Origin of the sequence: Cedecea sp. NFIX57, assembly GCF_900177785.1 — a bacterium.
In the GTDB taxonomy this organism is placed as follows: Bacteria; Pseudomonadota; Gammaproteobacteria; order Enterobacterales; family Enterobacteriaceae; genus Cedecea; species Cedecea neteri_C.
This window is the reverse complement of sequence record NZ_FXAS01000001.1, coordinates 262,224-287,165: the sequence shown is the minus strand read 5'-3', so window position 1 is coordinate 287,165 and position 24,942 is coordinate 262,224. Positions and strand designations below refer to the sequence as shown.

General features: G+C 55.9%; 19 protein-coding genes and 1 riboswitch. Of the genes, 9 read left to right on the top strand and 10 right to left on the bottom strand.

Going from position 1 to position 24,942, the window contains the following annotated elements:
* Positions 1–12: 12 nt before the first annotated feature.
* From gsiA to B9Y90_RS01320, 3 genes are all read right to left on the bottom strand, one after another.
* Entirely contained in the window at positions 13–1,887 is a 1,875-nt protein-coding gene (gsiA, locus tag B9Y90_RS01330) for a glutathione ABC transporter ATP-binding protein GsiA (RefSeq protein ID WP_085539974.1), read from the bottom strand.
* Positions 1,887–2,840, bottom strand: coding sequence for a beta-aspartyl-peptidase (gene iaaA / locus B9Y90_RS01325; RefSeq protein ID WP_085539973.1), 954 nt, complete (start codon positions 2,838–2,840; stop codon positions 1,887–1,889). Before iaaA ends, gsiA begins: the two co-directional genes overlap by 1 nt.
* A gap of 214 nt (positions 2,841–3,054) precedes the next feature.
* Positions 3,055–4,998: an autotransporter outer membrane beta-barrel domain-containing protein gene (locus B9Y90_RS01320; RefSeq protein WP_441302643.1), complete on the bottom strand. Its 1,944-nt coding sequence runs from the start codon at positions 4,996–4,998 to the stop codon at positions 3,055–3,057.
* Positions 4,999–5,241: 243 nt separating this feature from the next.
* Here B9Y90_RS01320 and moeA point away from each other — a divergent pair, with 243 nt between their 5' ends.
* Both moeA and moeB read left to right on the top strand, forming a co-directional pair.
* Positions 5,242–6,474 (top strand): molybdopterin molybdotransferase MoeA, encoded by a 1,233-nt coding sequence (moeA, locus tag B9Y90_RS01315; RefSeq protein ID WP_085539971.1) that lies wholly within the window; start codon positions 5,242–5,244, stop codon positions 6,472–6,474.
* 1 nt (position 6,475) lies between these two features.
* Positions 6,476–7,222, top strand: coding sequence for a molybdopterin-synthase adenylyltransferase MoeB (gene moeB / locus B9Y90_RS01310; protein ID WP_085539970.1), 747 nt, complete (start codon positions 6,476–6,478; stop codon positions 7,220–7,222).
* A gap of 35 nt (positions 7,223–7,257) precedes the next feature.
* Here the strand turns inward: moeB and B9Y90_RS01305 are convergent, their stop codons facing one another.
* Together B9Y90_RS01305 and B9Y90_RS01300 are read right to left on the bottom strand one after the other, a co-directional pair.
* Positions 7,258–8,304: a magnesium transporter gene (locus B9Y90_RS01305; RefSeq protein ID WP_085539969.1), complete on the bottom strand. Its 1,047-nt coding sequence runs from the start codon at positions 8,302–8,304 to the stop codon at positions 7,258–7,260.
* A gap of 72 nt (positions 8,305–8,376) precedes the next feature.
* Positions 8,377–8,549, bottom strand: a riboswitch (M-box (ykoK) riboswitch).
* A 91-nt stretch (positions 8,550–8,640) separates the two neighbouring features.
* The gene (locus B9Y90_RS01300) at positions 8,641–9,711 is read right to left on the bottom strand and encodes a LacI family DNA-binding transcriptional regulator (protein WP_254902580.1); all 1,071 of its coding nucleotides are present in this window, start codon (positions 9,709–9,711) and stop codon (positions 8,641–8,643) included.
* Between the two features lie 299 nt (positions 9,712–10,010).
* On the opposite strand from B9Y90_RS01300, the gene B9Y90_RS01295 reads away from it, so the two are divergent.
* Complete coding sequence (locus B9Y90_RS01295; protein WP_085539967.1) at positions 10,011–11,312, top strand: MFS transporter; 1,302 nt, start codon at positions 10,011–10,013, stop codon at positions 11,310–11,312.
* 14 nt (positions 11,313–11,326) lie between these two features.
* On the top strand, positions 11,327–13,690 hold the full coding sequence (locus B9Y90_RS01290) for a glycoside hydrolase family 31 protein (protein WP_085539966.1): 2,364 nt from the start codon (positions 11,327–11,329) through the stop codon (positions 13,688–13,690).
* 161 nt (positions 13,691–13,851) lie between these two features.
* On the opposite strand, the gene B9Y90_RS01285 is transcribed toward B9Y90_RS01290, so the two are convergent.
* Positions 13,852–15,447 (bottom strand): ABC-F family ATPase, encoded by a 1,596-nt coding sequence (locus tag B9Y90_RS01285; RefSeq protein WP_008455235.1) that lies wholly within the window; start codon positions 15,445–15,447, stop codon positions 13,852–13,854.
* 238 nt (positions 15,448–15,685) lie between these two features.
* Between B9Y90_RS01285 and ldtB the strand changes: the two genes are divergently transcribed.
* The 5 genes from ldtB to sanA all read left to right on the top strand — a co-directional run bounded on the left by ldtB (position 15,686) and on the right by sanA (position 19,732).
* The gene (gene ldtB / locus B9Y90_RS01280) at positions 15,686–16,600 is read left to right on the top strand and encodes a L,D-transpeptidase (RefSeq protein ID WP_039295378.1); all 915 of its coding nucleotides are present in this window, start codon (positions 15,686–15,688) and stop codon (positions 16,598–16,600) included.
* Between the two features lie 171 nt (positions 16,601–16,771).
* Positions 16,772–17,173 carry a CidA/LrgA family protein gene (locus tag B9Y90_RS01275; RefSeq protein ID WP_039295384.1) on the top strand — a complete coding sequence of 134 codons (402 nt, stop codon included), beginning with the start codon at positions 16,772–16,774 and terminating at the stop codon, positions 17,171–17,173.
* Positions 17,170–17,865 (top strand): CidB/LrgB family autolysis modulator, encoded by a 696-nt coding sequence (locus B9Y90_RS01270; RefSeq protein ID WP_085539965.1) that lies wholly within the window; start codon positions 17,170–17,172, stop codon positions 17,863–17,865. Before B9Y90_RS01275 ends, B9Y90_RS01270 begins: the two co-directional genes overlap by 4 nt.
* A gap of 128 nt (positions 17,866–17,993) precedes the next feature.
* Positions 17,994–18,881, top strand: a complete 888-nt coding sequence (gene cdd, locus B9Y90_RS01265) for a cytidine deaminase (RefSeq protein ID WP_039295388.1) — start codon at positions 17,994–17,996, stop codon at positions 18,879–18,881.
* A 131-nt stretch (positions 18,882–19,012) separates the two neighbouring features.
* On the top strand, positions 19,013–19,732 hold the full coding sequence (gene sanA / locus B9Y90_RS01260) for an outer membrane permeability protein SanA (protein ID WP_039295390.1): 720 nt from the start codon (positions 19,013–19,015) through the stop codon (positions 19,730–19,732).
* A 69-nt stretch (positions 19,733–19,801) separates the two neighbouring features.
* Here the strand turns inward: sanA and mglC are convergent, their stop codons facing one another.
* From mglC to galS, 4 genes are all read right to left on the bottom strand, one after another.
* Positions 19,802–20,812, bottom strand: coding sequence for a galactose/methyl galactoside ABC transporter permease MglC (gene mglC / locus B9Y90_RS01255; RefSeq protein WP_039295392.1), 1,011 nt, complete (start codon positions 20,810–20,812; stop codon positions 19,802–19,804).
* Positions 20,813–20,832: 20 nt separating this feature from the next.
* Positions 20,833–22,353 (bottom strand): galactose/methyl galactoside ABC transporter ATP-binding protein MglA, encoded by a 1,521-nt coding sequence (gene mglA, locus B9Y90_RS01250; RefSeq protein WP_039295397.1) that lies wholly within the window; start codon positions 22,351–22,353, stop codon positions 20,833–20,835.
* 201 nt (positions 22,354–22,554) lie between these two features.
* Positions 22,555–23,550: a galactose/glucose ABC transporter substrate-binding protein MglB gene (gene mglB / locus B9Y90_RS01245; RefSeq protein ID WP_039295399.1), complete on the bottom strand. Its 996-nt coding sequence runs from the start codon at positions 23,548–23,550 to the stop codon at positions 22,555–22,557.
* Positions 23,551–23,833: 283 nt separating this feature from the next.
* Entirely contained in the window at positions 23,834–24,889 is a 1,056-nt protein-coding gene (gene galS, locus B9Y90_RS01240) for an HTH-type transcriptional regulator GalS (RefSeq protein WP_085539964.1), read from the bottom strand.
* Positions 24,890–24,942: the final 53 nt, after the last annotated feature.

Sequence of the window (24,942 nt, the reverse complement as noted above, 5' to 3'; positions counted from 1 at the left end):
TATTGTTTTCCTTTATAGGCGATTTTCACTGCTACCGATGGGGTGACGGGCAACAAAATGCCCCGGTCCCACCGCAACCAGCGGTGCTACGTGCGGTTCATCCCCCAGGCTGCGCGTGGCGCTGGGGATCTCATCAGACACTAAAACAGGCTTGCGTCCCTTGCGGGTTGGGTCAGCCACCGGCACCGCCGCCATGAGTTTGCGGGTGTACGGATGCTGTGGGTTTTCAAACACGGCGCGGCGCGGGCCAATTTCAACAATCTGGCCCAGATACATTACCGCCACGCGATGGCTGATGCGTTCCACGACGGCCATGTCGTGGGAAATAAACAGAAAAGCGATGCCAAAGTCGCGCTGTAGATCGAGCAGCAGGTTAACGATTTGCGCCCGGATAGACACATCCAGCGCCGAGACGGACTCATCGGCAATCACCACCTTCGGGTTCAGCGCCAGCGCGCGGGCGATGCAAACCCTCTGCCGCTGGCCGCCGGAGAACTCATGTGGATAGCGCCAGGCATGTTCCGGCTGGAGTCCTACACGTTCAAGCAGCCAGGCGACCCGCTGCTGAGCCTCTTCTTTGGGCATCGCCTGGTGCACCAGCAGCGGCTCCATAATGGAATAGCCGACGGTCTGGCGCGGATCCAGCGAGGCATAGGGGTCCTGGAAGATAAACTGAATGTCTTTGCGGACATGCTGCAGTTCGCCGTTGGGCAAATTATCAATACGCTGACCGTTAAAGGTGATGGTGCCGCCCTGAGTTTCCACCAGCCGCAGCAGCGAGCGCCCGGTGGTCGATTTTCCACAGCCGGACTCGCCCACCAGCGCCAGCGTTTCGCCGGGCAGTAAATCAAAACTCACCTTTTCAACGGCATGTACCTGCCGCGTCACCCGGTTGAAAATTCCGCTACGCAGCGGGAACCGGGTCACCAGATCGCGAACTTCCAGCACCGGCTTCGCGCCGGGGGGAATGGTGTCCTGCTCGATTTCGGGCTCTTGCTGATTCGGTTGGCCTTGGACTATCAGCGGGAATTTGCGCGGTAAATCGCTGCCGTTCATGGTGCCCAGGCGCGGAACGGCGGCCAGCAAAGCCTGAGTGTAGGCATGCTGCGGGTTCTGGAATATTTGCTCCACGGTGCCGGTTTCGACCGCTTCTCCCCGGTACATCACCAACACCCGGTCGGCGATGTCGGCCACCACGCCCATATCGTGAGTAATGAAAATGACGCCCATCTGCATTTCATCCTGCAGAACGCGAATAAGCTGCAGGATTTGTGCCTGAATAGTCACATCGAGGGCGGTCGTTGGCTCATCGGCGATCAATACCGCCGGGCGACAGGAAAGCGCCATGGCAATCATCACTCGCTGGCGCATACCGCCGGAGAGTTGGTGCGGATAGCGGTTCAGGATGGCCTGTGCTTCAGGAATTCGCACGCGCTCCAGCATACGCTTCGCTTCCGCCAGCGCCGCCCTGCTATCCAGCTTTTGGTGTAAACGAATGGATTCCGCGATTTGTTCGCCCACGGTGAACACCGGATTAAGCGAGGTCATCGGCTCCTGAAAAATCATTGCCACATCCGCCCCACGCACGCGACGCATCTGGGCGTTACTCAGATCGGGCAGGTTCAGCACCTCTTTATTACGCCGACGAAGTAGCAGCTTATCGCAGCTAACCTGCCCGCCGCCCTGCTCCAGCAGGCGCATCAGGGCCATCGCCGTGACCGACTTCCCGGAACCCGACTCGCCCACGATAGCCAGCGTTTCACCCCGGTTAAGGGTCAACGACAGGTGACGCACCGCGTCGGTGACCTGCTGCTGTTGGCGAAAGCGAATATTGAGATCGCTAACGGCAAGCACCTGCTCGTCCGGTAGCTCATGACTGTGCGGCATTAACTCTCCTGGTCACGATAGATTCCTACGTTCGGGGCATCGCCGACAAAGCCAAAGCCACGGTACATTCCTTCGCTGTTAAACGGCAGCGCGACGTTCCCCTGATTGTCGATGGCAATCATGCCGCCGCTGCCACCGAGCGCGGGCAGTTTCTCCATCACCACGCGGTCAACGGCCTGCTGCAGGCTTAGCCCGGCATACTCCATCAGGGCCGCAATATCGTAGGCCGCCAGCGTGCGGATAAAAACTTCGCCCGTGCCGGTGCAGGACACGGCCACATTGGCGTTATTGGCATAGCAGCCCGCGCCGACTAAGGGCGAATCCCCTACCCGGCCCGGCAGTTTATTGGTCATACCGCCGGTGGACGTTGCCGCCGCCAGATTCCCCAGTTTATCCAGCGCCACGGCGCCTACCGTGCCAAATTTTTTATCGGCATCAATCGGCTCAGCTCCGTCATGATCCAGCAGCGTCTGTTGGCTTTCACGGGCGCGCAGCAGTTGCTGATAGCGTTCTTCGGTCGAAAAAAGCGTGGTTTCTACCGGCTCAAGCCCATGCTGCACGGCAAAACGCTCCGCCCCTTCGCCAATCATCAGCACGTGCGGGCTGTTTTCCAGCACTAATCTTGCCGCCAGGATCGGGTTGCGAATATGGCTCACACCCGCCACCGCCCCGGCATTCAGGCTGTTGCCGTCCATCACGCAGGCGTCCAGCTCGTGTGTACCTGCGCTTGTGAACACCGATCCTATCCCGGCGTTAAACAGCGGGCACTCCTCCAGCAGGCGCACCGCCTCGGTCACCGCGTCCAGCGCGCTGCCGCCGCGTTCAAGGATCTGCTGTCCGGCTTCAACAATGCCCGAGAGCGCGCTAATAAACTGCAGCTCTTTTTCCGGCGTCAGATGGGCGCGGGTCAGGGCTCCGGCCCCGCCATGAATAGCGATAACGGCTTTGGTCATTCGGCATTGCCTGTAGAAAGTGGTATCCGGCAGCGTTTTTTCTATAAATATCAGAATCGTTGCCAAACATTGATACGATTTTTGAATATAGAAAGACGTAAAAGTGTTGTAAAGAAAATTGACTTTATTCAGTGAATCCCGGGCCGCCCCGGAAGAGAGAGAAAATGGCGACTTATGAAACTAAAGTCGCCATTTTTAGGGTAATAACAAAATCTTAGAACTTCGCGCTGATCCCCACGTTGTAGCTCGTCTGGTTCCCGTCGCTTAAGCCTGCCGTTTGTGCCACCGCCGCGAATGCGGACACGGTATTCGAAAGCGGCATATCTGCCCCGATGGCGATATCGGCCCAGTTTTTATCCAGCTGTTCGCCGCTGCGGCTGAAGGTCAGCGCCGTGGATTTTAGGCCGCCGCTCGCCCGGTAACTGTCATCACCAAACTGATGGCGATAGCTTGCCTGCACCCAGGGATTAATCACGCCCAGCTTCGTGTCCACACGCCAGCCCGCGCTGCCGATTTGCGAATGGCCGTTCTGGTCGCCGAAGCGCATAGCGGTGCTACTGCTGCCGTTTTCGCTGTAGCCGTTCACGTGGCTGTAATCCCAGGCGTACTGCAGCACCGGGCCCGTGGTCAGCCAGGTCGTGACGGGGATATCGTAGCCAGCCGTCAATCTCGCGCCATACAGCCTGCCGTCGGTGTCGCCTTTTTCCGTGCGGGTAAGCTGCCCCAGCGTGATATCGCGCTGAATATTGGTGAAGTCGGCAGAGAGATAATGCACATCTCCGTTCAGCCAGGCCTGGCCCGCGCGAAGCTGGCCAAAAAGCGCAGCCTGAAAACCTCGAGTGTCATAGCGGTAGCTGTCATCCGGGCGCTGATTATCCAGCGAACCGGCGATCAACCCACCCAGCACTACGTTTTCGTTCAGCTGATAGTCGAGACCCACGGTCAGGTTATTGGTGTTTCCTTTGCCGTCACCCGTTTCACTACTGCCGCTGTACCGCTGATACGCACCGCTGTAGCCGCCAAACACGCCCAGTGAACCCGCAGCGTTGTCGCCCTGCCGCAGCTGCTGATAGCGGCTATCAAGAGTTGCCCGGCTACCGCGCACCATCGCCTGCGTGCCCTGATTCAGGCGAGTGACCTGCACGGGCGCGACGATAATCGACTCAATGTACTGGGCTATGATGCTGTGAACCTGCGGGCTCGGGTGGAAATGATCGGCAAACAGATAATCCTGAGCGGCGTTAAATCCAGGCGTGGAGCTGGTGCAATCGGTCGCCGCCACGCCCGGCGGACAGGCCATCCCGGCGGTGTTTGTCAGGCCGAAAGCCTGAGGATTGGCCAGAATTTCCTGGAAGACGCCGTTGATATCCGCCCGGGCGATATTTCCTCCGTGCTGCAGCAAGGCCTGATCTTCGGCGCTGTTGTAGAACGTGGTGAGTAAAGTAGCTTGCTGCACGGCCTGATCGTAGGCGGCTATCAACTGGGCAGCCACGCCCTGTTGCACGAGTGGATTAGTGCTGACGACGGAAGCCGCCGCCTGCAGCGCCTGATGAATCGCCTGCTGACGGCTCGCCAGATCAGGCGTTTGTGCCGCATCCAGAGAAGCATAGGCGGCCTGAATAGCAGGCGTAGCTGCCGCGCCCAGCCCGGCGCTGAGTACCAGTTCCATTAGCGTTGGCGTCGCGCCGATATTCGGGACGTTCGGCACCACCACCAGCCCGGCACCCGCATCAAGCAAAGCCCCCACCTGCGCGGCGGCGTTGGCGGCGCTGTTGGCGGCTATTCCCTGTGCCAGCGCGGGCTGAGTGGCCGCGGCGGCAAGATCGTTGCCACCGATCCAGTGAATGTATAAGCCGTTGCCGTCCGCCCGCCCACCGGTCTGGTTAAGGTAGCGCTGAACCTGGCTTTGCGTATTATCGGCCGGGTTAAGCGCTGGCACTGCGGTGCCCCCACCTGCGGCATAGTTGCTCCCACCTTCGCGGGAAGGCGTCAGCGTCAGGCCATAATGTGTGGCCAGCTGTTCGTCGTAGAGCTTGTTCTGGCTACTGTTCCAGGTCCAGCGTCCGTTGTTGCCGGTATCGCTGAGGCTGTCGCCAAAAACGGTGAGGGAATCAAAGGCAAATGCGGAGGAGGTGAAGCCCACAGCGGCGGCCAGCATACTGAATTTGAATGCTTTTTGTTTGCTTATCATCAGTTCTTCCTTGCAAGGTTTTTTATTAGCCACAATGACTATAGCCAATGGCGATTGACGCGCAGGCCGAGCGTAAAGAAGAAACGTGACAACGTGATGTAACGCATGTCCGACCACTGGTGAAAGGTTTTTGCTGATCCCAGACATGCCGTCAGGCGGCGTTTTCTGCCATACTAAGCCCTTATTTTGCCCCTGCCCCAGGAGTCATGAATGGAATTTACCGCCGGGCTGATCCCGCTTGAAACCGCACTTGAACAGATGCTGTCCCGTATTCATCCGTTGTCCGAAACAGAAACCCTGCCGCTGCTGCAGGCGGCGGGCCGTATTACCGCGGCCCCTGTTACCTCCCCGCTTGATGTCCCGGGTTTCGACAACTCAGCGATGGACGGATATGCGGTACGGCTGGCGGATCTTAAAGCCGGAGGCGCACTGCCTGTCGCAGGTAAAGCGTTTGCCGGGCAGCCGTTCAACGGCGAATGGCCTGTGGGCACCTGCGTGCGCATCATGACCGGTGCGCCGATCCCTGCCGGAGCCGAAGCCGTAGTAATGCAGGAAGAGACGGAAGTGACCGAAAGCGGCGTGCGTTTTAACGCTCCCGTGAAGAACGGCCAGAATATTCGCCGTCGCGGCGAGGATATCCATCAGGGTGCCAGCGTACTCGCCACAGGCGTGAAATTAACCGCCGCTGAACTGCCGCTGATAGCCTCTCTGGGCATCCCGGAAGTGAAGGTCTATCGCAAAGTGCGTGCGGCAGTCTTCTCCACCGGGGACGAGCTCCAGCTTCCGGGTCAGCCGCTGGCCGAAGGCCAAATCTACGATACCAACCGCCTGGCGGTGCATATCATGCTGGAGCAGTTGGGCTGTGAAGTGATCGACCTCGGCATCGTGCGCGATGACCAGGCCGCCCTTCGCGCGGTGTTTAACGAAGCGGACAACCGGGCGGATGTGGTCATCAGCAGCGGCGGTGTTTCCGTTGGCGAAGCCGATTACACCAAACAAATCCTCGAAGAGTTGGGCGAAGTGGGCTTCTGGAAACTGGCGATTAAACCCGGTAAGCCGTTTGCCTTTGGACGCCTGAAAAACAGCTGGTTCTGCGGCCTGCCGGGCAACCCGGTTTCCGCCGCCCTGACGTTCTACCAGTTAGTGCAGCCGCTGCTGGCGAAGCTAAGTGGGCAAATCGCCGGTCCTCTGCCGCCGCGCATGCGCGTCCGTACCGTCGGCAAGCTGAAGAAATCCCCGGGCCGCCTCGACTTCCAGCGCGGCATTCTGCGCCGCAATGAGCAAGGCGATCTTGAGGTATTAAGTACCGGGCATCAGGGATCGCATATTTTCAGTTCCTTCAGCCAGGCCAACTGTTTTGTGGTGCTGGAGCGAGAGCGTGGCAACGTCGAGGCCGGGGAATGGGTTGAGGTCGAACCGTTTAATCCGCTGTTCGGAGGCTGAAATGGTCGAGCTTAGCGATGAAGAAATGCTGCGCTACAACCGCCAGATTGTGCTGCGCGGCTTTGACTTTGACGGCCAGGAAAAGCTTAAGGCTTCGCGAGTGCTCATCGTCGGGCTGGGCGGGCTGGGCTGCGCGGCGGCACAGTATCTGGCGGCCGCGGGCGTGGGCCAGCTCACGCTGCTCGATTTTGACACCGTATCGCTCTCAAACCTCCAGCGGCAAACGCTGCACAGCGATGCTACGATTGGTAAACCGAAGGTGGATTCCGCGCGGGATTCACTGGCGGCGATTAATCCGCATATCCAACTCGATACCGTCAATGCGCTGCTCGAATACCCTCAGCTTTCCGGCTTGATTGCCCGCCACGATGTCGTGCTGGACTGTACCGATAACGTGACCATTCGCAACCAGCTCAACCGCGGCTGCCATCAGCATAAGATCCCGCTGGTGTCCGGGGCGGCTATTCGCATGGAAGGCCAGGTCAGCGTCTTCACGTATCAGGAAAACGAGCCTTGCTACCGCTGCCTGAGCCGCCTGTTTGGCGAAAGTACGCTGAGCTGCGTGGAGGCGGGCGTTATGGCGCCGCTGGTGGGGATTATCGGCTCGTTAGAGGCCATGGAAGCCATCAAGCTGCTGGCAAACTACGGCACCCCAGCGCGTGGGAAAATCGTGCTTTACGATGCAATGACCTGTCAGTTCAGGGAGATGAAGCTGGCGCGGAACCCGCAGTGCGAAGTGTGCGGGTAGAAACGAAAACGGGGATAGCATTATCCCCGTTATTTTTAGACCGCCAGATCGGTGAGCATCACTTTGGCGATTTCGAAGTAAATCAGCAGTCCGGTTCCGTCGATTAAGGTCGTGATAAACGGCGCGGACACCACGGCCGGATCGATATTCACTTTCCGCAGCAGCATTGGAATAATCGAAGAGACAATCGCGCTCCAGACGGTGATGGCGATGAGCGTCAGGCTGACCACCATCATCACTTCCATACCCACGCCCAGCATCCAGGCCCGAATAAACCCGGCGGTGCCAATCGTTAAGGCAATGAGCACCGAGGCCGAGATCTCCTTGCGCAAAATAGCGCCCAAATCCTTGAGCCCCACTTCGCCGAGCGCCATCGCCCTGACCCGCGTCGAGGTAATTTGTGTGCCGGTGTTCCCGCCGGTGCCAATCAGCAACGGGATAAAGAACGCCAGCGCAATCGCCGCTTCAAGCTGATCTTCAAACGATTTAATCACCGAGCTGGTGTAAGCCTCGGCCACAAACAGCAGCAGCAGCCAGACCGATCTTTTGCGCCACAGCGTAAAGACGCTGCTTTGCAGATAAGGCGTTTCCAGCGGTGACGATGCGCCCTGCAGCTGGCTGTCGAGCGTGTTTTCGTCCTCAAGCAACTGAGCGATTTCCTGCGGGCCCAACACGCCTTTCAGCTTGCCGTAGCTCAATACAGGGATGTAGTTAGCGCCCGCCTTTTTAATGTCAACGCAGGCTTCATGCCGCGTTTTTTCCGGCGTTAATGAGAACGCCACGGGCCGCATCAGGTCACTGAGTAGCGCCTCTTTGTCCGCCTGCAGCAGCGATTTTACCGGCACGAGGCCAAACAGATGTGCATCGTCGTCCACCACAAATATCTGCGACGGGATCTGCTCATTTTTAATGCCCGAACAGAACAACGCCTGCGCATCCTGCACCGAAGTGCCCGGCGATAAAGCGATGTAATCCTGGCTCAGGTAAGCCAGTACGGTATTTTGTGCGTCTGAGGATGGCAGTTTGACGGACACGGCCAGTGAAGCGCGGGTGTGCGCTGAGGTATTAGTTGAAAAGGTCATGATTTTTCCCCGGTTACTGTTTTAAAAATAAACAGTCCTCATCCTGGGGCGAAGCAAGATATGAGAGTGCTGACGCTATCTCCATGTCTCGGTTTTAGCACTGTACAACGTATCCCCAAAAGCGGGGGAAGTTACCTGGGGTTATACCTTCGCTCGATATAACCTGTCCTAATCTTGGGCGTCTCTCGACGTCGTCAGATCAGCAACCTATGTTTGTACAGGAGCCTCGCCTAACGAGATACTGCAAGTCTTCCGCGGCCTATAGTAGGGATTTAAACTCAGGGCGCAAGGCAAAGAGCTTGCGCTGTTTAGGGTTTATTTATGCTTTTATTCTGCTCAATCGTAGAGTTTATCGCTGGCCATCGCCGGTCCGCCTTTCCCCGCTCCCACTCGCCGCACTGACGCCTGCACCTTCAGCGTGCCGCCCAACAGGATATTCACCACCGGCGCTTCCGGGCGCATCAGGCGCTGCTGCAGCAGTTGAACCGCCTCCTCACCCAGCTCGTCCCTGGGCACATGAACGGAGGTGAGAGGCACGTCATGAATTTCGGCCAGGTTGAAGCCGTCGATGCTCATCACCGACATATCCTGCGGCACGCGCAGCCCGGCTTTTTGCAGAGCGCTGACGGCACCTGCCGCCATAAAGTCGCCGCCGACTAACAGCGCGCTCGGCCAGGCAGGTCGCGGCGTGGCGGCCAGATAGTCACTGATTAGGGCTTCGCTCTCTTTGGCCCCGAAGCTTTGGGCGACTAACAAATGCCGGGTCTCATCAAACGACAGATTCCGGCTGTCCCACGCATCCCGAATCCCGGCCAGGCGCTGTTCCATGGTGTAGCGACGCAGGCACATTAACGTCAGCACGCCTTTGTGTCCCATGTCGAACAGATAGTTCGCGGCAAAGCGGCCGATCATAAGGTGATCCGGCGCCACGCCAGAAAGACGCATTTTGCGATCCTGGCAGTTGATCAGCACGCAGGGTTTGCCCAGATCCGCCGCCAGATCGTGGATACGCGTATCATCGATTCCCAGCAAAATAGCAGCTTCGGTTTCCGGCTCATTCATCTTGCTGAGAAACAGTCCGGTATCGCTGTCATTCTCTTCCAGCGCGCAGAAGCGCAGTCTGGCGTCGTGGGGCAGCAGCGCCTTGCCGATACCCTGCATCACCCGGTAGTAGAAGACGTCCAGCCGCTCATCAAACGCCCGACGGGGCGCAAAAACCACCAGGCTGTTGACCAGCAATCTGCCCACCGCAATCCCTTGTAATACGCCCTTCTCTTTGGCGCAGGCCAGTACCCGCTGGCGGGCCAACTCGCTGGTATTACCCTTGCCCGCCAGCACCCGGGAAACGGTGCTTATCGACAGCCCCGTTTGCGCGGCAATTTCGGTGATTTTTAGCGTTTTACTCATTTTGTGATCGACGCCCATTTGTGAAATGAAAAAATTTTCATGCCCATAGATACGCCATAGTGCCGGGAAAATAGCGTCATTTCTTCGCGCCGGATCGAGATAGTGAAAATGTTTGCAAAAATTGCGCTATTGGTTGGCTGATAACTCAATTACGCTCCGTTTTGTTGACAAATAAAGTTATCACCCAAAAAACAAAACAAATTAAATACATATAAATCAATAAATTAAATTACATCCATCGCCAAAAATAGTGGCATACCAATTCTACTTATTAATTACCCTACAAGGTGGAGTGAACTATGAGTCATGGCATCGACCAACCGATAACCGCCGTTAAGGCAGGACGCGTTTTCCGGCACTTGCGCTGGTGGGTTCTGGTTCTGTTCTTACTTGGCGTTACCGTGAACTACATTACGCGTAATGCGCTGGGGATCCTGGCGCCTGAACTGAAAACCTCCCTCGGCATCACCACCGAACAATACTCCTGGATAGTCGGCGCGTTTCAATTGGCCTATACCCTGTTTCAGCCCATCTGCGGCTGGCTGATAGACGTGATTGGCCTGAAGATTGGGTTCCTGATCTGCGCCAGCATCTGGGCGGTGATGTGTATGCTGCATGCCGGAGCCGGGAGTTGGTTACAGCTGGCTATTTTGCGCTTCATGATGGGCGGCGCGGAGGCCGCAGCCACGCCCGCCAACGCCAAAACGCTGGGTGAATGGTTCCCGAAAAAAGAACGCCCGATTGCCGCAGGCTGGGCCGGGGTGGGCTTTTCCATCGGCGCGATGCTGGCTCCGCCGATTATCTACTTCGCCCACAGCTTTTTTGGCTGGCAGGGTGCGTTTATGTTCAGCGGCGCGCTGGCGCTGGGGTGGGTCGTACTGTGGTGGCTGTTTTACCACAACCCGGAGCAGCACCCGAACCTGAGCAAGGAAGAGCTGGCGTTTATCAAACAGGACAACGAGCCGCCCGCCGTGAAACTGCCGTTTTTCACCGCCCTGAAAACCGTCTCTAAAAACAAACGCTTTTACGGCATCGCGATTCCGGCCTTTATGGCAGAACCCGCCTGGGCAGTACTGAGCTTCTGGGTCCCGCTTTACCTGGCCAACGAACGCGGCATGGATCTCAAACAAATTGCCATGTTCGCCTGGCTCCCGTTCCTGGCCGCCGATATCGGTAGCATTGCCAGCGGCTATCTGACCAAAGTTTACGTCCGTATTTTTGGCTGTTCGCGCACCAATTCCGTGGTGGCGAGTTCAGTGACCGGCGCGTTCCTGATGCTTTCTCTGGCGCTGGTCGCCGTCACTAAAGATCCCTGGATTGCCATCCTGCTTATCTCCATCGGCGGCTTCGGGCACCAGATTATCTCCTGCATGCTCAGCGCGCTGGTGGTGGACTCGTTCGATAAAGGCCAGATGGCCACCGTCAACGGCATGCGCGGTTCGGCAGCCTGGATTGCCAGCTTTATCTTCTCTCTGATTATTGGCGTCACCGCCGACAAGATTGGCTTCAACCCGCTGTTTATCGCCATGGGCTTTTTTGATCTGATCGGTGCGGTGTTCCTGGTGGCGTTTATCACCGAACGCCGCGCAAAACGCACCTGAATGGATGGTCTCTCATGAAAACACTTAAGAACTGGACGCTCGCAAAACAAGGTGACAGTCAGGTTATCCTGACCCTCGACGGCAAGCATTCGCTGCACCTGTATGTGCTGGAAGATAAGCTGTTTCGCGTGCTGATTAAGCGTCAACAAGGCCTGGCGCTGGACCGCACCTGGAGCATCGCCCCGCAGCAGGACGTGCCGTGGGAGGGGCGCGACCGCGAAAACCTCGCCGGGTTTACCCTGCCCGGCTTCACGCTGGAACAACAAGCCGATTGCCTGATTATCAGTAGCGAAAGCCTGCGCGTGACCGTGCATCAGCCGCTTTATCTGGAATGGGAATACAAATCCGCCCAGGACGAATGGCTGCCTCTCGCCTGCGATCGCCCCACCAGCGCTTACCAGCTTAACGCCCACGGTGATGGCGTGGCCCACTATCAGCGGCGCTTTGCCGGCGAGCGCTTTTATGGCTTGGGTGAAAAAGCCGGGCCGCTAAACCGCACCGGCAGACGCTATGAGATGCGTAACCTGGACGCAATGGGCTATAACGCGGTGTCGACCGACCCGCTTTACAAGCATATCCCCTTCACCATTACCCGCCGGGACGACGTCAGCTTCGGCCTGTTCTATGACAACCTGAGCAGCTGCTGGCTGGATCTGGGCAACGAGATAGACAACTATCATCAGGCCTATCGCCGCTGGCAGGCAGAAGCCGGCGATCTGGACTATTACCTGTTTCTCGGCCCGCGCGTGCTGGATGTCACCAAAGCCTTCGTCCGCCTGACCGGGAAAACCTTCTTCGGGCCAAAATGGAGCCTCGGCTACAGCGGCTCAACGATGCATTACACCGACGCGCCAGACGCCCAAAATCAGCTGATGAATTTTATCCGCCTGAGCCAGCAGCACGCGATTCCGTGTGACTCTTTCCAGCTGTCGTCGGGCTACACCTCGATCAATAACAAGCGCTATGTGTTTAACTGGAACTATGAAAAAGTGCCGCAGCCGAAGGTGATGAGCCAGGCGTTTATGGCGGCCGGGATCCGCCTTGCGGCCAACATCAAACCCTGTCTGCTGCAGGATCATCCGCGCTATGAGGAGGTTGCCAAAGGCGGGCTGTTTATCAAAGATTCGGAATTCGACGCGCCGGAACGCTCCAGCTTCTGGGACGATGAAGGCTCTCATCTGGACTTTACCAACCCGGCCACGGTGAAATGGTGGCAGGCCGGCGTCACCACGCAACTGCTGGAAATGGGCATTGGTTCCACCTGGAACGACAACAATGAATACGAAGTGTGGGACGGGGAAGCGCGCTGTCATGGCTTTGGCCAACCGATAGCCATCAAACATATTCGCCCGGTCATGCCGCTGCTGATGATGCGCGCTTCGATGGAGGCTCAGCAGAAATTTTCCCCGGAAAAACGCCCGTATCTGATTTCCCGTTCCGGCTGCGCCGGGATGCAGCGCTACGTTCAGACGTGGAGCGGTGACAACCGCACCAGTTGGGATACGCTGCGTTACAACACGCGGATGGGCGTAGGCATGAGCCTGTCCGGCCTGTTTAACGTCGGGCATGACGTCGGCGGTTTTTCGGGTGATAAACCCGATGCCGAGCTTTTCGTACGCTGGGTTCAGAACGGCGCGATGCACCCGCGCTTTACCATCCATTCATGGAATGATGACCACACCGTGAACGAACCCTGGATGTATCCGGCGGTCACTCCGGCCATCCGCAGCGCTATTGAGCTGCGCTATCGCCTGCTGCCTTATTTCTACACGCTGCTGTGGCAGGCACATGCAGATGATGAACCCATGCTGCGGTCGACCTTCCTCGACCATGAGCACGATGAAAAAACGTTCGATGAGTGCGATGAGTTCCTGCTGGGTCGGGATGTGCTGGTGGCTAGCGTGGTGGAGCCGGGGCAGCGCGAACGTACTTTATGGCTGCCAGCCAATGAGCATGGCTGGTACGACTATTATTCCGGCCAGTGGTTTAGCGGCGGCCAGACCATCACCCTGCCCGCCCCGCTAGAGCGTTTGCCGCTGCTGGTACGTGCCGGTGCCGCTCTTCCTCACAGCGAGCGTATCAGCTACGTTTCCCCGCAGGACGATACCGTTCGTGAGCTAAAAATTTACCCGTTGCAGGGCGTTGGCGTTTCCCACGGCATGCTGTTTGAGGATGACGGAGAATCCTGGGGCTATAAAGAAGGCAATGCGCTCTGGCTTAGCTGGGAAATAACCTGCTCAACCAACGAGATTAACGTGGTCTTTAGCCGTAAGGGGAATTATATGCCCGCGTGGCGCGAGATAAAGCTGTCTTTGCCCGAGGGAGAAAAGCGTCGATTACTGGTGAACGGCGTGGAATGTGGGGTGTGGGGGCTGTAGCTTCCCCTCACCCCGGCCCTCTCCCCAGAGGGGCGAGGGGGAAAACAACAGGTAGATTCCTCGATCTGTCCCCAAAGGGGCGAGGAGGAAAAACTGCAGGAGGCAAATACCTCAATCTGTTCCCTCTCCCTTTAAGGGAGAGGGTTAGGGTGAGGGTAAAATTACCCGTCGATCCCTTTGCTGCGCAGGTAATCTTCGTAGCCGCCGGTGAAATCAATCACGCGCTCTGGGGTAATTTCCAGTACGCGGGTTGCCAGCGAGCTAACAAACTCACGGTCGTGGGAAACGAAGATCAGCGTCCCCTGGTACATCTCCAGCGCCATGTTCAGCGACTCGATGGATTCCATATCCAGGTGGTTGGTCGGTTCGTCCATGATCAGGATGTTGGGTTTTTCCATCATCAGCTTGCCGAACAGCATACGGCCCTTCTCGCCCCCGGAGAGGACTTTAGCCGGCTTTTTGATGTCGTCCTGGCTGAACAGCAGGCGACCCAGGATGCTGCGCACCGCCTGTTCGTCGTCGCCTTCCTGTTTCCACTGGCTCATCCAGTCAAAGACGGTCAGATCGTTTTCGAACTCGTATTCGTGATCCTGGGCGTAGTAGCCAATCTGAGCATTCTCAGACCACTTCACGCTGCCGTTTTCCGGGGTCAGCTCGCCGACCAGGGTTTTCAACATCGTAGATTTACCCACGCCGTTGGCACCCAGAATGGCAATTTTCTCGCCTACTTCCAGCAGCAGGTTGAAGTTTTTAAACAGCGGGCCGTTCTCAAACCCTTTGGTCACGGCTTCAACTTCAAGGGCGTTACGGAACAGTTTCTTGTCCTGCTCGAAGCGAATGAACGGGTTCTGACGGCTGGAGGCCTTCACTTCGTCCAGCTTGATTTTATCAATCTGACGGGCACGAGAGGTGGCCTGACGAGATTTGGAGGCGTTGGCGCTGAAGCGGCTAACGAAGGATTGCAGGTCAGCAATCTGCGCTTTCTTCTTCGCGTTGTCCGCCAGCAGGCGTTCACGAGCCTGAGTTGCCGCCGTCATGTACTCGTCGTAGTTACCCGGATAAACGCGCAGCTCACCGTAGTCCAGATCGGCCATATGGGTGCAGACCATGTTCAGGAAGTGACGGTCGTGCGAGATGATGATCATGGTGCTGTCGCGTTCGTTTAGCGTCTGCTCCAGCCAGCGAATGGTGTCGATGTCCAGGTTGTTCGTTGGTTCGTCAAGCAGCAGGATGTCCGGGTTAGAGAACAGCGCCTGCGCCAGCAGCACACGCAGTTTCCAGCCTGGAGCGACTTCGCTCATCGGGCCGTAGTGCTGCTCCAGAGGAATGCCCACGCCAAGCAGCAATTCACCGGCACGCGCTTCTGCGGTGTAGCCGTCCATCTCGCCGTATTTCACTTCGAGGTCGGCAACTTTGTAACCGTCTTCTTCGCTCATCTCCGGCAGAGCATAAATGCGGTCGCGTTCCTGCTTCACTTCCCACAGCTCGCCGTGGCCCATGATAACGGTGTCGAGTACGGTGAATTTTTCGAAGGCGAACTGATCCTGACGCAGCTTACCGATGCGCTCGTTTGGGTCGAGAGAAACGTTGCCAAGCGTAGGCTCTAAGTCCCCGCCGAGGATTTTCATGAACGTGGATTTGCCGCTTCCGTTCGCGCCAATCAGGCCGTAACGGTTGCCGCCGCCAAATTTAACGGAAATATTTTCGAACAGCGGTTTGCTGCCAAACTGCATGGTAACGTTGCTGGATACAAGCACTGGTATGTCCTGGAGAAATAAGTTGTCGAGATTTTGGAATGTGATTTCGGCCACATTATGCCATAACTATGATAAAGGGTCGCCCCGCATCTTCACCGTACAATAGTTAATCAGTGTGAAAAAATTGTGATTTCATCCACATCTGATTTCCCAGATGAATGTAATGCACATATAATGCGCGGCTGAATCGTCCATGAACACTCACTAGCTGGCCCGTCTGGCATAACACTCGCACAACATGACTATGAAATTACGCTCGCTTTTACTGGCTTTTGTGGCTGTCGCGTCTTTCTCTGCTTCCGCCGTGACTTATCCGTTACCGACTAACGGCAGCCGCCTGGTTGGTGAAAACCAGGTTATCACTATTCCTGAAGGCAGCACCGCGCCGCTGGAAGAGTATGCCGCACAGTACCAGATGGGTCTGTCTAACATGCTGGAAGCTAACCCAGGGATTGACCCGTACCTGCCAAAAGCCGGTACCATCCTGAACATCCCTCAGCAGCTGATCCTGCCGGACACCGTGCATGAAGGGATTGTGATCAACAGCGCCGAAATGCGCCTCTACTATTACCCGAAAGGCACCAACACCGTGATCGTGCTGCCAATCGGTATCGGCCAGTTGGGGAAAGATACCCCGATCAACTGGACCACCAAGGTAGAGCGTAAGAAAAATGGCCCAACCTGGACCCCTACCGCGAAGATGCATGCGGAATACGCCGCAGCCGGTACGCCGCTGCCAGCCGTTGTTCCCGCTGGCCCGGATAACCCAATGGGCCTGTACGCGCTGTACATCGGTAACCTGTATGCGATTCACGGCACCAACGCCAACTTCGGTATCGGCCTGCGCGTAAGCCACGGCTGCGTGCGTCTGCGTAACGAAGACATCAAGTTCCTGTTCGACAACGTGCCGGTTGGCACCCGCGTTCAGTTCATTGATGAGCCGGTAAAAGCCACCACCGAGCCGGACGGCAGCCGTTACATCGAAGTTCACAACCCGCTTTCAACCACCGAAGCGCAGTTCAACTCCGATGAAATCGTGCCGATTAAACTGACCAGCAGCGTTCAGAAAGTCACTGCTCAGTCCGACGTTGACACCACCGTTGTTGACCAGGCAATTCAGAACCGTTCCGGGATGCCGGTTCGTCTGAACTAAGCTCAAGTTGATTAAAAAATAGCGGCCTCCGGGCCGCTTTTTTATTGCCTGAAATCCGCCCGACAACCTTCACACAGGGAATGTTTGTTATGCTGATAATTCATGATGTGATGGATAGCACAATTTTGCGTTTAATTGTATGATGAATGCGTTTCTTAAAGGGTAACCTCCATGCGTAACTCGTTCACGATAATCTGGCAGTATCTTCGCGCTTTTGTCTTAATTTACCTGTGCTTATATGCCGGTATTTTTGTCGCCTCTTTACTGCCTATCGTCATTCCAGGCAGCATTATCGGCATGCTGATTTTGTTTGTGCTGCTGTCGCTGCAGATCCTGCCGGCGAAGTGGGTAAAACCCAGCTGCCACTTGCTGATTCGCTATATGGCCCTGCTGTTCGTGCCTATTGGCGTGGGCGTGATGCAGTATTACGACGTGCTGAAAGCGCAGTTTGGCCCGGTGGTGGTGTCGTGTTTGATCAGTACGCTGGTGGTGCTGGTTATCGTGAGCTGGAGTTCACATCTGGTACACGGCGAAAGAAAAGTCATTGGTGAAGGCGAGGCAGAGAAAAAATGATGCACTTTATATGGTGGTCTTTACCGTTAACGCTGGTGGTGTTTTTCGCCGCCCGCAAGCTGGCCGCCCGGCTGAAATCCCCGCTGCTGAACCCGTTGCTGGTTTGCATGGTGGTGATCATTCCTTTTCTGCTGGTGACCGGCATTCCTTACGACCACTATTTTAAAGGCAGCGAAGTGCTCAACGACCTGCTGCAGCCCGCCGTTGTAGCCCTGGCCTTCCCGCTTTATGAGCAAATTCACCAGATCCGCGCCCGCTGGAAATCCATCATCACCATCTGCTTTATTGGCAGTATGGTGGCGATGTCCACCGGCACCTCTATTGCGTTATTGATGGGGGCGTCCCCGGAAATTGCCGCCTCGGTTCTGCCGAAATCTGTTACCACGCCAATTGCGATGGCGGTGGGCGGTGGCATTGGTGGTATCCCGGCCATTAGCGCAGTCTGCGTTATCTTCGTCGGTATTCTCGGCGCAGTGTTTGGCCACACGCTGCTGAATATGATGCGTATCAGCACCAAGGCGTCACGCGGCCTGGCAATGGGCACAGCTTCACACGCGCTGGGTACGGCGCGCTGCGCGGAGCTGGACTTCCAGGAAGGGGCTTTTAGCTCGCTAGCGCTGGTGATTTGCGGGGTCATGACCTCACTCATCGCCCCGTTTTTATTCCCGGTGCTGCTGAAGCTCTTCGGCTAAAACTTGCGAGAGATCGCGCATTTTCGGATTTGTTTTCATAAGTTGCATAAACAATTAGAACTAGATCACATATTTGGCCTGTACAGATCCGTAAACTACGTTTCCGTTACCTTTGATGAGGCTTTAACATGCGTTCACGTTTTGATGCCGCCGTTGTGCAACTTCCTTCCGCACTGCAAACCGCTTTGCAACCCCTGCTTGCCGACGACCACTTCCCGGCTATGTTTACCGCGGCCGAAGTTGAAGCGCTCAAACATCAAACCGGGCTGGGTGATGAAGACCTGGCTTTCGCTCTGCTGCCGTTGGCTGCAGCCTGCGCCCGCGCAGACCTCTCTCATTTTAACGTCGGCGCCGTTGCTCGCGGCGTAAGCGGTAACCTCTATTTTGGCGGCAACATGGAGTTTCTGGGTGCCACCATGCAGCAAACCGTGCACGCCGAACAAAGCGCCATTACCCACGCGTGGATGCGCGGCGAAAAAGGCCTGGTCGATATCACCGTCAACTACACCCCCTGCGGCCACTGCCGTCAGTTTATGAACGAGCTGAACAGCGGCACTGCGCTGCGCATTCATCTGCCTGGTCGCCAGCCTTCAACCCTGGGTGAATATCTGCCAGATGCCTTTGGCCCACGCGACCTGGACATCAAAACGCTGCTGCTGGATGAAGAAAACCACGGTTTCGCACTAAAAGGTGATGCCCTGGCGCAGGCGGCAATTGCTGCCGCGAATCGCAGCCATGCGCCTTACAGCCAGGCCCCGGCGGGTGTTGCACTGGAAATGATCGACGGCAAGATCTTCACCGGCTGCTATGCGGAAAACGCCGCGTTCAACCCTTCCCTTCCGCCGCTGCAGGCCGCGCTAAACCTGCTTTCTCTGAATGGCTACGACTACCCGCAAATTAAGCGCGCTGTGCTGGCAGAAAAATTCGATGCGCCGCTGCTGCAGTGGGATGCCACCTCCGCCACGCTGAAAGCGCTGGGCTGTGAAGCCATTGAGCGCATTAATATTGCTCAATAATTCTCCGTTGCGGGTGTACCCACACTCGCATTGTTGAAATTTGCCCCAACTGAACCCGCGTTTCTTGCTCTTGAGGGCCGGGTAAAGTAGCCTTGGATGAAATTTCACCCCGCGAATGAGTCTGCAAGTTCATGTTGAAGCGCGTGTTTTACAGCCTGCTTATTGTTATCGGCTTAACGCTGGCGGCTGCGCTTGGGCTTGACCGCTGGATCAGCTGGAAAACCGCACCCTACGTTTACGATGAACTGCAGGATCTGCCCTATCGCCAGGTAGGTGTGGTGCTCGGCACCGCCAAGTATTACCGAACCGGCGTTATCAATCAGTATTACCTGTATCGTATTCAGGGCGCGCTGAACGCCTATAACAGCGGCAAGGTAAATTACCTGCTGCTAAGCGGTGATAACGCGCAGCAAAGCTACAACGAGCCGATGACCATGCGCAAAGACCTGATCGCCGGCGGCGTTGATCCTGCAGACATCGTGCTGGACTACGCAGGCTTCCGCACGCTAGACTCGATTGTTCGCACCCGTAAAGTCTTTGATACCAACGATTTCATCATTATCACTCAGCGCTTCCACTGCGAGCGTGCGCTGTTTATCGCCCTGCATATGGGGATTCAGGCGCAGTGCTACGCGGTGCCTTCCCCGAAAAATATGCTTACTGTGCGCACCCGCGAATTTGCCGCTCGCCTGGGGGCATTAGCGGATCTCTATCTCTTCAAGCGTGAGCCACGTTTCCTCGGCCCGTTAGTCCCGATCCCATCGCAGCAGGAAGTGCCGGAAGACGCGCAGGCCTATCCGGCCGTTACGCCGGAGCAGCTGCTGGAAATCCAGAAAAAAGAGAAGAAGTGATATCGGCGTTATTGCTGAGCAAAAAAAGCCCGCACATTCACTGGCGGGCTTTTTTGCAAACTGCAGTAATTATTTCTTACGCGCGTACTTCAGGGAGTCCAGCGCCACGGCGAAGATGATGATGCCGCCCTTAATAATGTACTGCCAGTAAGGGTTCACGCCGATATAGGTCAGGCCGTAGTTGATCACCGTGAAGATGATCACCCCAGTCACCACGCCCAGCACCGTCCCTACCCCGCCGCTGAACGACACGCCGCCCACCACGCAGGCCGCAATCGCATCCAGCTCATACATAAAGCCTAGGTTGTTGGTGGCCGAGCCGATACGGCCCGCTTCCAGCATCCCGCCAAAGGCATAGAACACGCCGGACAGGGCATAAATCATGATCAGGTTCAGGGCCACGTTAACGCCGGAGACTTTCGCTGCTTCCGGGTTGCCACCGATAGCGAAGATGTTTTTCCCGAAGCGGGTTTTGTTCCACAGCACCCACACGAACAGCACCGCAAACAGGGCGTAGAACGTAATGTACGACAGGCGGAAACTGCCCAGCGCGATAAAGCCCTGCGTAAAGGTAGAGAAGTGGGAGTCAAACCCGGAAATCGGTGACGCACCTACGAAGTCGTAATACAGGGAGTTAATCCCGTACACAATGATCATCGTGCCCAGGGTAGTGATAAACGGCGTCACGTTCAGGTAAGCGATAATAATCCCGTTCACCAGACCAATCACCGCGCCTACGGCGCAGACAATCAGCAGCACCAGCGGGATCGGCATGGTATGCATGTCCGGGAACACCTTGTTGACGTTATCCATCGACTGCAGCAGCGTTGCCGCGACAACCGCCGCCAGGCCCACCTGGCGCCCTGCGGAAAGGTCGGTCCCCTGGGTGACAATCAGCCCGGCCACCCCCAGCGCGATGATAATACGCACCGAGGACTGGGTCAGGATGTTACTCAGGTTAAGCAAACTCAAGAAAGTCGGATCCTGGAAAATAATGATCGCCAGCAGCACCAGCAGCACCACGTAGATGCCGCCCTCTTTTAGATAAGTTAGAAAACTCTTTTTATTTAACGCACTCATTTTTAATAGCCCCTAAATCATCACAGGTGCACAGACGCAAGACGTAAGATTTCGTTCTGCGTTGTTGTTTTGGTGTCTACAATTCCGGCCACGAGCCCGTTGCTCATCACCAGAATACGGTCTGTAATCCCTAACAATTCCGGCATCTCGGACGAAATGATAATGATCCCTTTCCCTTTTTTAGCCAGTTCGGCAATCAGCTGGTAAATTTCAAACTTGGCGCCAACGTCAATGCCGCGCGTCGGTTCATCCAGCATCAGAATTTCAGGCTGAGTCAGCAGCCAGCGCCCGATGATCACCTTTTGCTGATTACCGCCGGACAGCGAGCCGATGGAGGTCCGGTGCCCCGGCGTTTTCACGCGCATGGAGTCGATAACCCACTGGGTATCGCTTTTCATACGGGAGTTATCCAGCAGACCGACCTTGTTTTTGTAGTTACGAATATTGGAAATGAGTGAGTTAAAGCCGATATCCAGGTAGGCGTAGATCCCGGTAGAGCGGCGCTCTTCGGTGACCAGTGCAAAACCGTGATTAATCGCTTCGTTCGCACTGCTGTTGTTGATCTTTTTGCCGTGTAGCTTAATGGTGCCGCCAGATTTTTCGCGGATACCAAATAGCGTTTCAACTATATCGGTACGCTTCGCGCCGACGAGGCCCGCAATACCGAGGATTTCACCTTTATGTAAATCAAAGGAGATATCGCGAATCGACGGCTGGCGTAGCGAGGTCAGGTTGCGTACTTCGAGGATAACTTCACCCGGCACGTTGGATTTGTCCGGGAAGCGCTGGTTCAGGGAGCGGCCCACCATCATGGCGATGATTTTGTCCATATCCAGCCCTTCCAGCGGCTGGGTGGCAATCCACTGCCCGTCGCGCAAAATAGTAATTTCATCGCACAACTGGAATATCTCTTCCATTTTATGGGAGATATAAACAATCCCGCAGCCGCGATCTTTTAATTTGCGAATAATTTTAAAAAGATGATTAACTTCTTTTTCCGTCAGCGAAGATGTTGGCTCATCCATAATAACGATTTTGGCGTTATAAGAGAAAGCCTTGGCAATTTCAATCATTTGCATTTGAGAAACGGACAACGTACCGACGCGGGCTCGCGGGTCGATATCAATATCCAGCTCGTCAAATATCTCTTTGGTGTCGCGGTACATTTTATCCTGATCGACAAACACGCCTTTGGTCGGGTAACGCCCGAGCCACATGTTGTCCATCACGGTGCGCTGCAGGACGAGGTTAAGTTCCTGATGCACCATAGAAATACCGTTTTCCAGCGCCTCTTTGGTGCTGCTGAAATTGACCTCTTTTCCCTGGAAAAGGATACTGCCGGAATCTTTGCTGTAGATCCCAAAAAGGCATTTCAATAATGTCGATTTGCCCGCACCGTTTTCACCCATCAGGGCGTGAATAGAGTGTGGCCGTACTTTTAAATTAACATTATCCAGTGCCTTAACGCCGGGGAAGGATTTATTAATGCCGGTCATTTCCAGCAAAAATTCCGTCGGCGTAGCTGAGTTATTGTCGACCATAATTATACCTGTGTCGCTGAGTAACCTGCCTAAAGCCGGGCGCAGGTGTCTGCGCCCGTGTACAACTAAAAACGTAGTACCCTAAATAATTCGAGTTGCAGGCAGGCAACAAGCTCGAGAATCCCCAGGCGCTTACATCAAGTAAGCAACTGGGGTGAGCGAGTGCAGTTAACGCCCCTGCGGCTCGAAGTATGACGGGTATTATTTGCCGATAAACTGTGCGAGGTTGTCTTTATCCACGCCTACGTAAGGTACGCGTACGATTTTGTTCTCAATCTTCCAGTTGGTGCCTTCGGCTGCAGGCTTACCGTCGGCCAGGTTTTTCGCCAGGTCAAAGGTCGCTTTTGCCTGGTTGTTGGCATCGTTCAGCACGGTCCCGGCCATCGCACCGGATTTCACCAGCGCCAGGGCTTCCGGCAGCGCATCTACGCCAAACACTGGAATAGAGGTTTTGTTGTGGGCTTTCAGCGCTTCTACTGCACCCATTGCCATCGCATCGTTGTTGGCGATAACCACTTCAATTTTGTTAGCGTTCGGGCCGGAGAGCCACGCGTCCATTTTGTCTTTAGCCTGAGCGGTGTCCCACATCGCGGTATCCAGCTGCAGTTGCTGAGTTTTCAGGCCTTTGTCGTTCAGCTCTTTGATAACGTAGGTGGTACGCGCTTCGGCATCCGGGTGGCCCGGTTCGCCTTTCAGCAGCACGAACTGGACCTGGCCGTCTTTGTTCAGATCCCAGGCCGGGTTAGCCGCCCAGTGTTTAGCAATCAGGTCACCCTGAATGATGCCGGACTCTTTGGAGTCGGTGCCGACGTAGTAAGCTTTATCGTAGCTATCCAGCGCTTTGCGGGAAGGTTCTTTGTTGAAGAACACAACCGGCACGTTTTGCGCGCGCGCTTTTTCGATAACTGTGCCCGCAGCAGCCGGGTCAACCAGGTTGATGGCCAGCGCCTTCACGCCTTTAGCCAGCAGAACGTCGATCTGGTCGTTCTGTTTGGACTGGTCGTTCTGGGAGTCGTTCATCAGCAGCTGTACGTCAGGTGACGCTTTCGCATCTTTTTCAATGGCCTTACGAACCACTGACATGAAGTTGTCGTCGTATTTATAAATAGTCACACCAATACGGTCAGCGGCGTTCGCTGCGGCACCAAATAACATGCAGGACATCACGGCGGACAGAGTCAAAACCTTCTTATTCATGGTATCTCCGGTTTTTATTTTGCAGGGTAGTTCGCATTCGAAACCAGGCAGGACAGTAATGTTATGAAAAAGTTACTGAATGCCGAAGTTATCCTAAAAAATGTGCACTTCCGTGTTCGGTAACAATCCAATACTGCGTTTTTATGAGCGCTAATGGCCTTATCACAATGCTAAAAGTGAGAAGTCACCGTTACATAGTGTTTCAGCTGATAAAACGCTGACATAATAGTCAGCGCAATGTTAATTAACTGTGAATTTACTCACAGATTGAAACCGGTTACAGCTAACGCTTTGACAGCGGAGTGATCGACACCACATTTTGCTTCATCGCCACCGAATGACGACGAACTAAAGTCGGCATAAAACAGTGCGTTACATCACGATCCAGCTGACCTGCCGCCCCCTGTAACGCCAGTTCGGTCGCTAAGCGCGCCATAGAAACCACCGGATAGCGCACGGTTGTTAGCTGCGGGTCGGTGTAACGGGCAATAGGAATATCGTCAAAGCCAATAATCGAGACATGCTGCGGCACGGCAATGCCGTTGTCTTTCAGCGCTGTTAGCGCCCCGGCGGCCATGCTGTCGTTATAGGAGAAAACGGCGGTAAGCTGCTGGTTGCGCCCAAGCAGCTCAACCATCGCCGCCTCCCCACCCTGCATGTCCGGCGAGCCCATACCGACCCAGCCCTCCGGCGGCGAAATGCCCTGCTCTTCCAGCGCCTGCAGCCAGCCCTGATGCCGCTGGTCGTTATCTTCAATCTGATGGCTGGAAGCCAGATAGCCGATACGCGAATGGCCCTGGTTCAGCAGCATCCGGGTGGCCATCACCGCCCCGCTGACGTTATCCAGGCAGACGCAACGGTGACCATAGCCGGGCACCAGGCGGTTGATCAGCACCATGCCGGGGACCTGCTCCAGAAAAGTAGCCAGCTCCTCATCGCTCAGCGCTTTAGCATGCACGATTAACGCGCTGCATCGCTGGCGGATCAGCACCTCAATGGCATGACGCTCTTTGTCTTCCTGGTGGTAGCTGTTGCCGATCAGCAAATATTTATTGTGCTGCTGGGCAACCACATCCACCGCTTTCACCAACGCCCCGAAGAAGGGGTCGGAAACATCCATTACCACCACGCCAATGGTGTCGCTAACCTGAGTGGCCAGCGCCTGCGCGTTGGCGTTTGGACGGTAGCCCAGCTCAGCAACCGCCTGCATGACATTTTCGCGCGTTTCCGGGCTGACCAGCGCGCTGTTATTTAATACTCGGGATACTGTCGCTACTGAAACCCCGGCGATACGGGCAACGTCACGAATGGTAATCGGCGTTGGGGGAGTCGGTCTCATAGGTGCACCCTGTTTTAGGCAAGGTGGCTATTTTGCGGTGAGTGAGGGGCGGT